This is a genomic window from Streptomyces sp. enrichment culture (assembly GCF_964272895.1).
Classification (GTDB): Bacteria; Actinomycetota; Actinomycetes; order Streptomycetales; family Streptomycetaceae; genus Streptomyces.
This window is the reverse complement of record NZ_OZ186832.1, coordinates 6985100-6998046: the sequence shown is the minus strand read 5'-3', so window position 1 is coordinate 6998046 and position 12947 is coordinate 6985100. Positions and strand designations below refer to the sequence as shown.

Below are 12947 nucleotides of genomic sequence, written 5' to 3'. Positions count from 1 at the left end.
CGTATCGACGCGGCCGGCGGTTGCCGTGCGGCCTGCCGTCGCCGTCGTCCGGCATGCCGTGGCCGTCCGGCATGCCGTGGCCGTACGACCTGCCGTGGCCGTACGACCTGCCGTGCCGCGTGCCGAGGGGCGGCCCGCCGTCGGGGCCACGCCTCGCCCGCCTCCGACCGCCGCTTGTGCTGACATGCTCCTGTGCTCTCTCGCGCCCCGCTCTGCCCGACTAGTCGAGTCTCGTACAGCGCAGGAAGATCTGCTCCTCCGGTGGGACGTCCGAGCTCTCCGGGGCGTAGGTGTAGGAGGACTCGCCCTCGATGGCGAAGCCCGCCGCCTCGACGACCTCGCGGAGGGTGTCGCGCAGATAGCCGGTGACCCGGATGGTGCTGCCGAGGAAGGGGATGGCGAAGTCGTCGACGTCGGCCTCCACCATCGACAGCACGAGCAGACCGCCCGGCTGGAGCAGCCCGTGGATCGACGCGAGGGCGAGGGGGATCTCGGCGCGGGGCAGCATCAGCAGCGAGAAGAAGGCCGCGACCGCGTCGAACCGGCCCAGGTCGAGGGGGCCGCCGGGACGCAGGTCGGCAATGTCCGCGCGATGGAACTCCGCCTCGGGCACATTGCGGCGGGCGAGCTCCACCATGCCCTCCGACAGGTCGACCCCCACGACCCGGCATCCGGCGTCGGCGAGCTGCCGCGCGGTCGGCAGACCGGTGCCGCAGCCGAGGTCGAGGACCCGGGCACCGGACGGCAGGCGCTGGGCGAGCCAGTCGGCGGCCTGAACCTGTCCCTCCTTGTGCGGGAAGGCCTCGTCGTACCGGTCGCCGATGGCGTCGAATGCCTCCGCCTGGCCTGTCCGGTCGACCCTCAGGCCGTCGTAGTCGAGTCCCTCACCAGCACTGCTCACGCTGCGTCTCCCTCGGGCTAAGGCTTCGATCATCCTTGCACAGGAGGCCCTTGCGTGGCGCGGCCTTCGGCGGGAAACGGAGTGACGAGACGTCCCTCGGACACCCCGCCGCGCGGCCCGTGGCCGGGGTCGTGCCGGGCCGGGGTGGTGGCCACCGTGAAGGTGACGAGGGCGACCAGGGCCGCGGTCGCCGCGCAGACCGTACGGGTGACGGCGCGGGCCCGCCGTTCGCCGCCGGCGCGTACGGACCGGGGGTGCGCGAGGGTCGCGGCCGACGCCTCGTCGAGGCGGGCCCGCAGCGCCTCGCGCGCCGCGCCCGGCGTGGCGCCGAGCACCGCGCGGGCGTGCCGCAGCCTGCCCCGTACGGCGTAGGTGCTGGATTCCGTCTCCGCCGCGGCCTCGGACACGGTCAGCCCGAGACCGTCCACGAGCAGGGCGGTACGGCGGTGACGGGGCGGCAGGTCGAGCAGTGCGCGCAGGAGGGGATCGGCGGGCGCCGGACCGGGGCGGGAGCGCAGCCGCCGGAAGCGGTGCCAGGGGGACAGCGCGTACTCGTGGCTGCGGGCCCGCACCCAGCCCACGGGGTCGGGATCGCGTGCGACCTCGGGCCAGTGGGCCCAGGCGTGCCGGAAGGCGTGTTCGGCGGACTCGAAGGCGCGGCGGCGGCAGCCGGTCAGCAGGTGGGCCTGGTGGACCAGTCCGGGGGCCGCGTATATGTACAGCGCGTCGAAGGCGGCTTCCGGGGTGAGCGGGCGTTGGGCCACCGGCATGAGGGCCGCCAGGACATCGGTGGGCGGTGGGGTCTCGGTGGTGCGGTCCAGTGCGCGCAGCAGGGACCTGCGCGTCGTGGGCGTGGGGGCGGCGGGCGGGGTGCGGTGCATACGGGGTTCCTGGGTCCGGTGAGGTCTGCGGGCCGTTCGGCGGGGCACGCTCGCGGTCACGCAGAGCCGTCACCGCGGCCGCGCCACGGCTACCCCAACGCGCCATGCGCATGTCCGGTGGCGCCGCGCACCCGTGGATCACACCCTCCGACGACCTCTCGAACCCACGTCCCGCTTCTCGTGGGCACAGGCGCGGCGAACCTGGGTACCCGGCGCAGCGTCCGACCGATGTAAGCGGAGGTACAAGTCATGAGCACGGTCAAGGAGACGGTCGAGGTCGACGTCCCCCTGCACACCGCGTACAACCAGTGGACGCAGTTCGAGGAGTTCCCCCGGTTCATGGAGGGGGTCGAGGAGGTCACCCAGCTGGACGACCGCCACAACCACTGGACCACCAAGATCGGTGGTGTCCGGCGCGAGTTCGACACCGAGATCGTCGATCAGCTGCCCGACGAGCGCATCACCTGGCGTACCACCTCCGGCGACACCCACCAGAAGGGCACGGTCCGCTTCGAGCGGGTGGACGACACCCACACGCGAGTGGAGCTGGTCATGGACGTCGAGCCCAGTGGCGCGGCGGAGAAGGCCGGTGACGCGCTCGGTGCGATCGACCGGCGAGTGAAGGGTGACATGAAGCGGTTCAAGGAGTACATCGAGGAGCGCGGCGGCGAGAGCGGCGCCTGGCGCGGGCGTATCCGCCCGGGCGAGAGCGGCCCCACGCCCCTCTGAGGCAGCGCTCGCTGCCACCCCGCGGGCGAGCAGGCCGGGGCCGGACCGTCCGGCCCCGGCCTGCCGCGGCTTCCGCCCCTGCGGCGAGACTTGCCCCCATGGACCGCCTCCTGCACCTGGACCGCACACTCGACGAGCTGGATCCCCCGCGCTGGACCCCACCGCCCGCCGACGTCACCCAACCGGTCCGCACGGTGCACGAGTTGCGGCGCGTCCCCCTCGCCCGACTGCGCCCGGCCGACCTGCGCACCCTCGTCACCCAGGGGGTGTCCCTCCCCTACGTCCTCCCCCTCGCGGTCCGCCTGCTGCTCGAAGAGCCGCTGCCGGAGGCGTACTTCTACGAGGGCGACCTCCTCCTCGCCACCGCCGGCGCCCCCGCCTCGGCCTGGTCCCTGCTCCCGGACCTGGCGGAGCACCTGCGCACGGCCGTCGACGGCCTTCCGCCCACCGCCCACGCCCAACTGCCGCGCGGCGCCGGGGAGATACTCGCCCGATTCACCGCGCCGGACTGAACCGCACCCCGTGGCCGGCACGGAGAGCAGGCGTCGAGTGTGTCAGCCCAGCACGAACGGCAGACGCGCGGCCAGATCGCCGAGCGCGGTCCGCTCCGCCTCGGTCGGTTTCCTGCGCCCGGTGCCGATCCGCAGGGCGTCCTGGTCGCGGAGGGCGGCGGGGAAGGCCGCCCCGGCGATCCGCTCAAGGCCCGTGCGGGCCGCGGCCAGCGTCCGGGCGGGCGGCTGCGGCGCCGAGGGCAGATGGGCGGTCAGGTCCAGGTGGTGCAGGGTCCATTCCAGGACGTACGCGCCGAGGTAGTCGGCGACCGTCAGCACCTCGCCCTGGGTGCTCACCCGCAGCGCGGGGTCGGCGAGCTGCGCGGCCCGTCCGGCGGCGGAACCGACGTCGTCCAGATGGAACTTCAGCAGCCGCGGATCGCCGTACGCGGCCGCCAGCCGGGGGATCAGCGCGTCCAGCGGATCGTCCCCGGTGGGGGGCTCCACGAGGTTCCAGTACGTGACGGCGTCCACCGTCGGTTCGCCTGCGGCCGGGGTGACGAGGGTGATCAGGACGTCCTGGGCGTCGATGACGAGGTGGCACACCAGGTCCCGTACGAGCCACCCCGCACATCCGGACGGCCGCTCGAAGTCCTCGTCCGGCGTCTCGGCGACGGCCGCGCGCAACGCCGTCCAGGACTGTGAGAAGAGGTCCGCCGAGTCGAGGTCCACCGTGGCACCGTAGTGGGGGACCGAATCGCCGGACAACCACGTTCCGGCCGGGCGGGCCTCGCCGGACGGGCGGACGGCCCACCCCGGACGGCACCGGACGGGCGAACGGCCAGGCGGCAGGCACCGGACGGCGGACAGCCGACCGCCCGGCACCGGACGGCGGACAACCAGGCGGCAGGCACCGGACGGCGGACAACCAACCGCCCGGCACCGGACGCGCGGACAGCCAACCACCGAGACCGGACGCGCGGACGGCCGCGCGGCCGGCACCGCGCCTCACCCCCGCCCGAAGTAGTCCTTCGGCTCGCCCGGTCCGCGGCGCGCGCCGCCCGTCTGCGGCTGCGGCACCTCACGGCCCTCGGCTCGCCACACCCGTACCAGCTCCTCGTAGATCGGTGTGCCCGCGTCCTGGCGCGAGGGCCACCCGTCCGGGTGGTCGGCTCCCGACGACGTCATCCGCGTGTCCCGCACCTTCCCCTGACTGAACGTTTCTCCACGCTCCTTCGTCTACCCCTTCAAGGCCGCGCCCGGCGGAGCACGCCGGGCCGCTCACTCCGATGCCGCGCGTCCTTCGTCCAGCAGGGCGAGCAGCGCCCGGGCGGCCTCGGCGATGTCCCGAGGGGAGGAGCACGCCCGGTCGGCGGACGCGGGGTCGGTGCCGTCGACGACGAGGTGGGCGGCGTGGGTGAGGACGTGTATCGCCGTTCTGCGCCGCTCCCCCCGCATGCGGGACGCCTGGGCGGCCACGGTGGGAAGCAGGGCCCGGAGGTCACCGGCCAGACGGCCGGCGAGGATCTGGGTGGCCGGCTCGCCCGGCAGCCCGTCCAGGATGGCTCCGTAGGCACGGCGAATCGCTGCAGAATCGATTTGCTCCACGGCGCTCATGCCTGCCCACCCGAGACGGCCCGCATCCTCGGTCCTGGAGGTGCACCGGCGCGTGAAAGGAGCTCGGGGTCGCGCGGGAGCCCACTCACGCGCCCCTACGGGCGGCCCGCCGCCGAGGCGAGCACCGTCGCCACGAGCTCCCGGTTCTCCGGGGCGCCCCCTCCCCCGCCGAAGGAGAAGCGGCGGCGGGTGTAGCTGTACGCGATGCCCGAGCGCGGGTCGGCGAAGGACTGGGCGCCGACCGCTCCGCTGTGCCCGAAGGCGTCGGGACCGAGGCCGGGGTAGCGGGCGGCCTGGGCCTCGAAGCCGAGGAGGAAGTGGTCCCGCTCCCCCGTCACCAGGTCGGTGCCCGAGGTGTGCGGCGCGGTGAACTCCGCGAGCACCTCCGGCTTCAACAACGGCCCCTGTCCGTCGAGTTCACCGAGCGCCGCCGCGTACATCCGCGCCAGTCCGCGGGCGGTGCCGACGCTGCCGGACGAGGCCGGACCGAGGGCGCGTACGGCACGGGTGTTGGCGAACTCGACCAGGTCGGTGGGCGGGGTGGCGTTGAGGTTGAAGGCGATGCCGGTGAGCGAGTCCGCCGCGGGCGCGTTCGCCTGCTGGACTGCCTGCTGGTGCGGCAGCAGCGGCTGGACCGGCAGATAGCGGTACTCCTCGGCGGCGGGGAGCCCGAGGTGGAAGTCGATGCCGTACGGCACCCGGACGCGCTGGTCGAACACCTCCTGCAACGTCGTCCCGGTGACACGGCGGACGATCTCGCCGACCAGGGCGCCGATGACGAAGGCGTGGTAGCCGTAGCCGCTGCCGGGCGCCCAGTGGGGGCGCTGTCCGGCGAGGCGGGCGGCGAGGAGGCGGTCGTCGGCCAGTTCCTCCACGGTGAATCCGCCGTCGGCGCCGATCAGTCCGGCCTTGTGCGAGACCAGGTCGCGCACGCTGATCCGCTTCTTGCCCGCGGCGGCGAACTCGGGCCAGTACGACGCCACCGGGGCGTCCAGGTCCACCCGGCCGTCCTGCACGAGGAGCGCCAGGACCAGGTACGCGGCGCCCTTGCCGGAGGAGTACAGGGCGAACAGGGAGTCGCCGGTCACCTGGGGGCCGGTCCACAGATCGACGACCTGGCGGCCGTGGAGGCGGACCACCAGCTGGGCGGAGAGACCGGGCTCGGCGGCGGCGATCCGCGCGAAGCGGGCGCGGACGGCTTCGAAGCCCTCCGCGACGGTGCCGTGGACGGGTGCGGGACGCGTGGACATGGTGGACGCCTTTCGCTCACTGTTCTTCGCCTGCGAGCTGACCGTTTCTTCTATCGCAACAGTCCGCATGCGGACAATAAGTTTGCGGACATTGTGGAGAGGGACAATGGACACCGGGACAGTCGGCGCGGGTATCATCGCGGCCATGCCCACGCCTCCCCCGCCCGAGCAGCCCGAGCAGCCCGAGCAGCCCGAGGAACCCCTGCCCGAGGCGCACGCCTCCGCCTGGCGGCTCTACCTCCGCTCCCACGCCCTGCTGGTGCGCACCCTGGACGCCGATCTGCGGGCCGAGCACGGGATGACCCTGCTCACCTACGACGCCCTGGTGCAGCTCTCGGAGGCGCCGGGGCGGCGGATGTACATGAAGGACCTCGCGGCGGCCCTGGTCTACAGCACCAGCGGAGTCACCCGGATCGTCGACAACCTCGAACGCGGCGGTCACGCGCGCCGCGAGCCGGACCCGGCCAACCGGCGCGCCACCCAGGTCGTCCTCACGGACGAGGGGCTCGCCGCGCTGACGGCGGCCTGGGCCACCCATGTCCGGGGCGTGCGGCGGCACTTCGCCCGCCACCTCACCACCGCCCAGGCGCAGACCCTCGCCACGGCGTTCCGTTCCCTCGCCGACGACCTGGAGCCGTAGGGATCGGCGATGATCGACCGGTGACCGAACCCTCGTACCTCGCCGCGGTCCGCGCGTCCTACGACACCGTCGCCGCCGACTACGCCGCTGAGGTCAAGTTCCCCTCGGAACTGGACCCGTTGTCCCGCGGCATGCTGGCCGCGTTCGCCGAGCTCGTGCGCGACGACAGTCTCGGGCCGGTCGCGGACGTCGGGTGCGGGCCCGGCAAGGTGACGGCCCATCTGGTGGGGCTCGGGGTGCGGGTGTTCGGGGTGGACATCTCGCCGCGGATGGTGGAGCCGGCCCGAGCGGCCCATCCGGGCCTGCGCTGGAGCCGACCGGATCGCCGGGCTGCTGCGCGGGGCCGGGTTCGAGATCACCGCCCGGCTGTCACAGGCGTCGGACCGGGGTAGGAACCGGATGTACATCACCTTCCTCGCCCGTACCGGGCAGCCGAGTCGAGGAGTCCGCCCATGCCGGTCCCGCTGGACGACATCACCCGCACCTGGCTCACCGAGGCCCGCTTCTGGCAGCTGGCGACCCTCAACGCGGACGGGTCGCCGCAGCTGACGCCGATGTGGGCCGGCCTGGAGGGCGATCTGATCGTCGTCAACACCTCGGTGGGCCGGGTGAAGGAGGAGAACCTGCGGCGCGACCCGCGGCTGTCGCTGTCGTGCATGGACACGGAGAACCCGTATCACCGGGTGGAGATCCGCGGGCACGTCGTCCGCTTCGTCGAGGGGGCGCCGGCCGTGCGCGTGATGGACCGCCTCGCCCGGAAGTACCTCGGCACGGACACCTTCCCGTGGCTCGTGCCCGGTGAGACGCGCGTCGCGGTGTACATCGAGCCGCACCACGTCCGCCGTGTCGAGGGCGTGGAGAAGTTCCGCCGAGGGGTGCTGCCGCAGAGCTGAGATCCGCCCCACGGCAGGGGTGTACGTTCGTAAGCCCCGGACTCGGGGCGGCGCGCGGCGGGACACCTGAACCGCCCGTGCGGCACGGACCTGACCGACGTGCCGCACGGGCCCTCGCCCGTTATGCGCCCACGTAGTCGGCGAGATGCTCGCCCGTGAGCGTGGAGCGTGCGGCGACCAGGTCGGCGGGTGTGCCCTCGAAGACGATCCGGCCGCCGTCGTGCCCGGCGCCGGGGCCGAGGTCGATGATCCAGTCGGCGTGCGCCATCACCGCGGGGTGGTGCTCGATGACGATGACCGACTTCCCGGAGTCGACCAACCGGTCCAGCAGGCCCAGGAGTTGGGCGACGTCGGCCAGATGCAGACCCGTGGTCGGCTCGTCGAGGACGTACACCCCGCCCTTCTCGGCCATGTGCGTGGCCAGCTTCAGCCGCTGACGCTCACCGCCGGAGAGGGTGGTGAGCGGCTGGCCGAGGGTGAGGTAGCCGAGGCCGACGTCGGCGAGCCGCTGGAGGATCTTGTGCGCGGCGGGGATACGGGCCTCGCCGTCGGCGAAGAACTCCTCGGCCTCGGTCACCTGCATCGCCAGCACCTCGCTGATGTCCCGGCCGCCGAGGCGGTACTCCAGGACGGAGGGGTCGTAGCGCCTGCCCTCGCAGTCCTCGCAGACCGTGGACACCTCGGCCATCATCGCCAGGTCGGTGAAGATGACCCCGGCGCCGTTGCAGGTGGGGCAGGCGCCCTCGGAGTTGGCGCTGAACAGGGCGGGCTTGACCCCGTTGGCCTTGGCGAACGCCTTGCGGATCGGGTCGAGCAGCCCGGTGTAGGTCGCGGGGTTGCTGCGCCGCGAGCCGCGGATCGGGCCCTGGTCGACGGAGACCACGCCCTCCTCCGCCGGGATCGAGCCGTGCACCAGGGAGCTCTTGCCGGATCCGGCGACGCCGGTGACGACGGTCAGCACGCCGAGCGGGATGTCGACGTCGACGTCCTGGAGGTTGTGCGCGTTCGCGCCCCGGATCGGCAGCTTGCCGGTGGGCCTGCGCACGGACTCCTTCAGCGCGGCTCGGTCGTCGAGGTGGCGGCCGGTGACCGTGTTCCCGGCCCGCAGGCCCTCGACGGTGCCCTCGAAGCAGACGGTGCCGCCGCCCGTACCGGCGCCGGGGCCGAGGTCGACGACGTGGTCGGCGATCGCGATGGTCTGCGGCTTGTGCTCGACGACGAGGACGGTGTTGCCCTTGTCGCGCAGGCGCAGCAGCAGGTCGTTCATCCGCTGGATGTCGTGCGGGTGCAGGCCGGTGGTCGGCTCGTCGAAGACGTAGGTCACGTCGGTGAGGGAGGAGCCGAGGTGGCGGATCATCTTCACGCGCTGTGCCTCGCCGCCGGAGAGTGTGCCGGCGGGGCGGTCCAGGGAGAGGTAGCCGAGGCCGATCTCGGTGAAGGACTCCAGGGTGTGCCGCAGCGACTCCAGCAGCGGTGCCACGGACGGCTCGTTCAGCCCGGCGACCCATGCGGCGAGGTCGCTGATCTGCATGGCGCAGGCGTCGGCGATGGAGATGCCCTCGATCTTGGAGGCGCGGGCGCCCTCGGCGAGGCGGGTGCCGTCGCACTCGGGGCAGGTCTGGAAGGTCGTCGCGCGCTCGACGAAGGCGCGGATGTGCGGCTGGAGCGCGTCGAGGTCCTTGGAGAGCATCGACTTCTGGATGCGCGGGATCAGGCCCTCGTAGGTGAGGTTGATGCCCTCGACCTTGATCTTCGTCGGCTCCTTGTGGAGCAGGTCGTGCAGTTCCTTCTTGGTGTACTTGCGGATCGGCTTGTCGGGGTCGAAGAAGCCGCAGCCGCGGAAGATGCGGCCGTACCAGCCGTCCATGGTGTAGCCGGGGATGGTCAGGGCGCCCTCGTTGAGGGACTTGGAGTCGTCGTAGAGCTGGGTGAGGTCGATGTCGGAGACGGTGCCGCGGCCCTCGCAGCGCGGGCACATACCGCCGGTGCGGCTGTAGGTGGCCTTCACCGCCTTCTTGTCGCCGACCGCGATCGCGCCGCTGCCGCGGACCGAGGGCACGTTGAAGGCGTACGCGCTGGGCGGGCCGATGTGCGGGTCGCCGAGGCGGCTGAAGAGGATGCGCAGCATCGCGTTGGCGTCGGTGGCGGTGCCGACGGTGGAGCGCGGGTCGGCGCCCATCCGCTTCTGGTCGACGATGATGGCGGTGGTCAGACCGTCGAGGACGTCGACCTCGGGGCGGGAGAGGGTGGGCATGAAGCCCTGGACGAAGGCGCTGTAGGTCTCGTTGATCAGCCGCTGCGACTCGGCGGCGATGGTGTCGAACACCAGGGAGCTCTTGCCCGAGCCGGAGACGCCGGTGAACACGGTGAGCCGGCGCTTGGGGATCTCGACGCTGACGTCCTTGAGGTTGTTCTCGCGCGCGCCGATGACCCGGATCAGCTCATGGCTGTCCGCGATGTGCGGCGTCGGCTGGGTGTCCGTCTTCCTGGCCCTGCTCATCCTGTCTCCATCTGTCGCGCGGGGCGCCGAGGCGCATCGGGGCACCGGCAGCCGTCGCGCATATTAGCTCACAGTAGGACAATTCGTACGTGGTGTGGCGTACCGGTTCCCGGCTGTTCGTAGGACAGCCACCCTAGCCACGGCCCGTGGGCGGGCGCTTCTCCATTCCTGACTCCGTACGCCGCCTGCCGCCGCACAGGTCATGGCGGTCATGAGGGAGCCGCAGCTCCGCCACCTCGCCCCGTCGTCGCCCGCCGCCGGAGCGCCCGGGCCGGCGCTCTCCCGCTCGTAGGGTGGGGGCCATGTCACTGAGCCGCGTCATCCTGTCGTCCGGCCGCCTGGTCGAGCTCGCCGAGCTGACCCTGTCCTCGACCTACGGCGGGATGCTGGAGGGCTACCCCTGCAAGCCGGTCAACTCGATGAAGATTGACGGCCTGCTGCGCACCGCGCGGAGGGAGTTCCCCGGAACCCCGGCCCATCTGATACCGCCGCCCCTCGAGTATCCGGACCGCACCTCCGGCCCGTTCGGGCCCGTCGAGGTGCTGCCCGCGGTGGCCTGCGTCGGGTTCTTCCGCTCCACGGCGATCGACCCCGGCCACGATCCGGTCCTCTACCGCTCCGCCCTCGCCCTCGCCTGGTTCCAGCCCACCCCGGCCGTCCCGTCGGGCGAGGACGCCGACGCGGGGCTGCGTGCCGTGTGCTGGGAGGAACTGGCCGAGGACTACGCGCTGTAGGGCGGGCCGAGGGCGCCGATATCCGCGTGCGGGTGCTGTCGGCGCTCTGTCAGCATGGCCGAATGGATCACCGCCTCGCTTCCCTGGTCGTACGGCACACGCATCGCGTGCCGGTCACGGCTGCCCCTGTTTCGGAACGTCAGGGGGCGGTCGCCGCCCGGCAGTTGGACGCCGCGCTGCTGTCCGTCGGGTTCAAGCTGTCGGCGGAGCTGCTGGAGCGCCTGGCCGCGCTGCCGGAGGAGACGGTGACGCAGACGGCGCAGTGGACGCTGGATGCCGTGCGCCTCCTGGTCGGCGACCATGTCCGGCACAACGTCTACTTCCGGGACTTCCCGGCGAACGTGCCGGACACCCTCGACTTCTGGACACGGTGCGTCGCCGAGGCCCTCGCCGACGGCACCGCCCGCCCCGGCACCCTGGCCCAGCTCGACGAGGGGACCGTCAACCTGCTGACGCTGCCCTCGTACGGGACCTATCGGCACACCTACGAGGAGATGCTCGCCGCCCACGACGAGCTGATCGCCGCCGCGGGTGACCGGCTCACCGTGCTGCACCTCGGCGGCCCGCTGGAGTCCGAGGCGACCGCGCTGTATCTGGCGCTGGCCGGTGCCGTCACCCCGCTCGGGGAGGACCGCCTCGACGACCTGCGGACGCTGGCCGGGGTGTGCGCCGAGGGCCCGCAGCCCGCGGAGATACCGGTGCGGGAGAACCGGGCGGTGGTGAACTCGGCGCGGCTGGCGGCCGGTCGCCCGTTGCTGCTGGACACGGTGACGGACGTGCTGCGGCTGGCGTGCGCGCTGTCGGGCGGCGATGTGACGCTGCGCGAGCCGACCCGGTTCACGGGGCTGTCCCGGCGGGTGCGCCGCGCGCTGCTGGCCGGTCTGGACGCGGTGGTCGCCGCCTCCCCCGCCAAGCTCGCCGATGTGCGGGTGCACGGCGAGGCGTGGAAGCGGCTCGGTGAGCGGCTGCACCCGCACGAGTACCCTCGCTGGCCGCACGCCGCCTCCGTCTTCGAGGTCGCGCGGGGCGAGCGGCGGGTGCCGTCCCTGGACGGCCGGGTGGAGGAACTGCTGGGCAAGGGCGAGGTCGCCGAGGCGGCCGAGCTGCTGGCGACCGCGCCGGGCCGGCTGTACCGCGCCCTGGACCGGCTGCTGCGCTCGGCGTCCGGTCAGGAGCAGCGGGACGCGGTGGTCGCGGCCGCGCTGCGGACCGCCGGGCAGGTGTCGGGGCGGGTGCTGCTGTCGGTGCGCGAGCATCTGCACAACCGGGGTGCCGGCAGCGACCGCCGGAGGGTGTTCGTCAACCGTGCCGGCGGCGGCTGGGTGGCGGACGACACGCGGGCGCCCCTGCCCGACCGGGAGCGTACGGAACTGATCGCCGCGCTGGACGCGGAGACCGCCCGCCGCCTCCCCGACCCCGGTCATCTGCTGGTCGACCCCGAGATGCTGGACGTGGCACTGCCGTTGAGCGGCCGGGCCGCGCCGTCCGGGCTCGGGGTGCTGCCGCGCGGCTCGGTGTCCCGTGTGGAGGGCGAGCTGCTGCGGTTCTTCGTCCACTGGAAGGAGCGCGGCCGCACCACCGACTACGACCTGTCGGCGGCCCTGCTCGACGCCGAGTTCGACCTCGTCTCCTGGCTGTCCTGGGGGTCGCTGACCGAGGTCGAGGGCGAGCACTCCGGTGACATCACCGAAGCGCCCGAGGGTGCCTCGGAGTTCGTCAACCTGCGGCTGGGGGCGGTGCGCGCCCCGTATCTCGTGCCCGAGGTCGATGTCTACGCGGGCGAGGGGTTCGACGAGGCGGAGGAGTCGTTCTTCGGCTTCATGCTGCGCGACGGCGAGCAGCAGGGCCGTCCGTTCGAACCGCGCACGGTACGCCTGAAGTCGGAGCTGCGCGGGCCCGGCCGGGTGGCGCTGCCGCTGGCCTTCGTCCGTGACGGGGACGGCGGTTGGTACGCCAAGTGGCTGCACGTGTACCTCAAGGGCGAACCGTCGGAGAACACGGTCGAGGGCAACAGCCTGTCGGTGGGGGCGCTGGTGCGGGCCGCCCTGGAGCACGAGAGCCTGACGGTCCGTCACCTCGTCGATCTGCTTGCGGAACGCGCCGCGTCCGTGACCGTCTGGGACGGCACCGGCCTCCCGGAGGGCCCGGTGACCTTCCTCGGCCTGGACCGGCCCGAGGGTCTGCACCCCGACTCACGGGTGTTCACCCCGCGAAATCTGCACGACGCGATCCCGGCCTGACTGCTAGCGTGAGGCACGGCGAGGCCATGAGGGGGCTTCCTTCTTCACTCCGAACTAAATTGGACCAGTCC

13 protein-coding genes and 1 pseudogene are annotated in these 12947 nt (G+C 72.8%); 7 read left to right on the top strand and 7 right to left on the bottom strand.

All coding sequences use genetic code 11. From position 1 onward, the window contains the following. Positions 1–220 precede the first annotated feature (220 nt). Positions 221–934, bottom strand: coding sequence for a class I SAM-dependent DNA methyltransferase (locus tag ACSU6M_RS31260; RefSeq protein WP_437074281.1), 714 nt, complete (start codon positions 932–934; stop codon positions 221–223). Further along, positions 931–1782 carry a sigma-70 family RNA polymerase sigma factor gene (locus ACSU6M_RS31255; protein ID WP_437074279.1) on the bottom strand — a complete coding sequence of 284 codons (852 nt, stop codon included), beginning with the start codon at positions 1780–1782 and terminating at the stop codon, positions 931–933. Before ACSU6M_RS31255 ends, ACSU6M_RS31260 begins: the two co-directional genes overlap by 4 nt. A gap of 249 nt (positions 1783–2031) precedes the next feature. On the opposite strand from ACSU6M_RS31255, the gene ACSU6M_RS31250 reads away from it, so the two are divergent. Together ACSU6M_RS31250 and ACSU6M_RS31245 are read left to right on the top strand one after the other, a co-directional pair. Next, on the top strand, positions 2032–2511 hold the full coding sequence (locus ACSU6M_RS31250; RefSeq protein ID WP_437074278.1) for an SRPBCC family protein: 480 nt from the start codon (positions 2032–2034) through the stop codon (positions 2509–2511). Positions 2512–2609: 98 nt separating this feature from the next. Further along, the gene (locus ACSU6M_RS31245; RefSeq protein WP_437074276.1) at positions 2610–3023 is read left to right on the top strand and encodes a contact-dependent growth inhibition system immunity protein; all 414 of its coding nucleotides are present in this window, start codon (positions 2610–2612) and stop codon (positions 3021–3023) included. 42 nt (positions 3024–3065) lie between these two features. Here the strand turns inward: ACSU6M_RS31245 and ACSU6M_RS31240 are convergent, their stop codons facing one another. From ACSU6M_RS31240 to ACSU6M_RS31225, 4 genes are all read right to left on the bottom strand, one after another. Continuing rightward, entirely contained in the window at positions 3066–3734 is a 669-nt protein-coding gene (locus tag ACSU6M_RS31240; RefSeq protein ID WP_437074274.1) for a maleylpyruvate isomerase N-terminal domain-containing protein, read from the bottom strand. 276 nt (positions 3735–4010) lie between these two features. Then, on the bottom strand, positions 4011–4190 hold the full coding sequence (locus ACSU6M_RS31235) for a hypothetical protein (protein ID WP_437074272.1): 180 nt from the start codon (positions 4188–4190) through the stop codon (positions 4011–4013). Positions 4191–4283: 93 nt separating this feature from the next. Next, positions 4284–4619: a hypothetical protein gene (locus tag ACSU6M_RS31230; RefSeq protein ID WP_437074271.1), complete on the bottom strand. Its 336-nt coding sequence runs from the start codon at positions 4617–4619 to the stop codon at positions 4284–4286. 95 nt (positions 4620–4714) lie between these two features. Continuing rightward, positions 4715–5869 (bottom strand): serine hydrolase domain-containing protein, encoded by a 1155-nt coding sequence (locus tag ACSU6M_RS31225; RefSeq protein WP_437074269.1) that lies wholly within the window; start codon positions 5867–5869, stop codon positions 4715–4717. A 145-nt stretch (positions 5870–6014) separates the two neighbouring features. Here ACSU6M_RS31225 and ACSU6M_RS31220 point away from each other — a divergent pair, with 145 nt between their 5' ends. From ACSU6M_RS31220 to ACSU6M_RS31210, 3 genes and pseudogenes are all read left to right on the top strand, one after another. Then, positions 6015–6509 (top strand): MarR family winged helix-turn-helix transcriptional regulator, encoded by a 495-nt coding sequence (locus tag ACSU6M_RS31220; RefSeq protein WP_437074268.1) that lies wholly within the window; start codon positions 6015–6017, stop codon positions 6507–6509. A gap of 20 nt (positions 6510–6529) precedes the next feature. Continuing rightward, positions 6530–6823, top strand: a pseudogene (locus ACSU6M_RS31215) (class I SAM-dependent methyltransferase); the annotation flags it as partial. A gap of 138 nt (positions 6824–6961) precedes the next feature. Then, on the top strand, positions 6962–7402 hold the full coding sequence (locus ACSU6M_RS31210; RefSeq protein ID WP_437074266.1) for a PPOX class F420-dependent oxidoreductase: 441 nt from the start codon (positions 6962–6964) through the stop codon (positions 7400–7402). 121 nt (positions 7403–7523) lie between these two features. Here ACSU6M_RS31210 and ACSU6M_RS31205 read toward each other — a convergent pair whose 3' ends face one another. After that, positions 7524–9902 (bottom strand): ATP-binding cassette domain-containing protein, encoded by a 2379-nt coding sequence (locus tag ACSU6M_RS31205; RefSeq protein WP_437074265.1) that lies wholly within the window; start codon positions 9900–9902, stop codon positions 7524–7526. Positions 9903–10204: 302 nt separating this feature from the next. Here ACSU6M_RS31205 and ACSU6M_RS31200 point away from each other — a divergent pair, with 302 nt between their 5' ends. Then, positions 10205–10636 (top strand): hypothetical protein, encoded by a 432-nt coding sequence (locus ACSU6M_RS31200; protein ID WP_437074263.1) that lies wholly within the window; start codon positions 10205–10207, stop codon positions 10634–10636. A gap of 62 nt (positions 10637–10698) precedes the next feature. After that, positions 10699–12876, top strand: coding sequence for a hypothetical protein (locus ACSU6M_RS31195; protein ID WP_437074262.1), 2178 nt, complete (start codon positions 10699–10701; stop codon positions 12874–12876). Positions 12877–12947 lie beyond the last annotated feature (71 nt).

Bases quoted from the DNA above. Each gene is read 5' to 3' on its own strand.
- ACSU6M_RS31195 (WP_437074262.1), top strand. From the start codon at position 10,699: ATGGATCACCGCCTCGCTTCCCTGGTCGTACGGCACACGCATCGCGTG.
- ACSU6M_RS31255 (WP_437074279.1), bottom strand. From the start codon at position 1,782: ATGCACCGCACCCCGCCCGCCGCCCCCACGCCCACGACGCGCAGGTCC.
- ACSU6M_RS31250 (WP_437074278.1), top strand. From the start codon at position 2,032: ATGAGCACGGTCAAGGAGACGGTCGAGGTCGACGTCCCCCTGCACACC.
- ACSU6M_RS31200 (WP_437074263.1), top strand. From the start codon at position 10,205: ATGTCACTGAGCCGCGTCATCCTGTCGTCCGGCCGCCTGGTCGAGCTC.
- ACSU6M_RS31235 (WP_437074272.1), bottom strand. From the start codon at position 4,190: ATGACGTCGTCGGGAGCCGACCACCCGGACGGGTGGCCCTCGCGCCAG.
- ACSU6M_RS31245 (WP_437074276.1), top strand. From the start codon at position 2,610: ATGGACCGCCTCCTGCACCTGGACCGCACACTCGACGAGCTGGATCCC.
- ACSU6M_RS31205 (WP_437074265.1), bottom strand. From the start codon at position 9,902: ATGAGCAGGGCCAGGAAGACGGACACCCAGCCGACGCCGCACATCGCG.
- ACSU6M_RS31210 (WP_437074266.1), top strand. From the start codon at position 6,962: ATGCCGGTCCCGCTGGACGACATCACCCGCACCTGGCTCACCGAGGCC.
- ACSU6M_RS31220 (WP_437074268.1), top strand. From the start codon at position 6,015: ATGCCCACGCCTCCCCCGCCCGAGCAGCCCGAGCAGCCCGAGCAGCCC.
- ACSU6M_RS31230 (WP_437074271.1), bottom strand. From the start codon at position 4,619: ATGAGCGCCGTGGAGCAAATCGATTCTGCAGCGATTCGCCGTGCCTAC.
- ACSU6M_RS31260 (WP_437074281.1), bottom strand. From the start codon at position 934: ATGATCGAAGCCTTAGCCCGAGGGAGACGCAGCGTGAGCAGTGCTGGT.
- ACSU6M_RS31225 (WP_437074269.1), bottom strand. From the start codon at position 5,869: ATGTCCACGCGTCCCGCACCCGTCCACGGCACCGTCGCGGAGGGCTTC.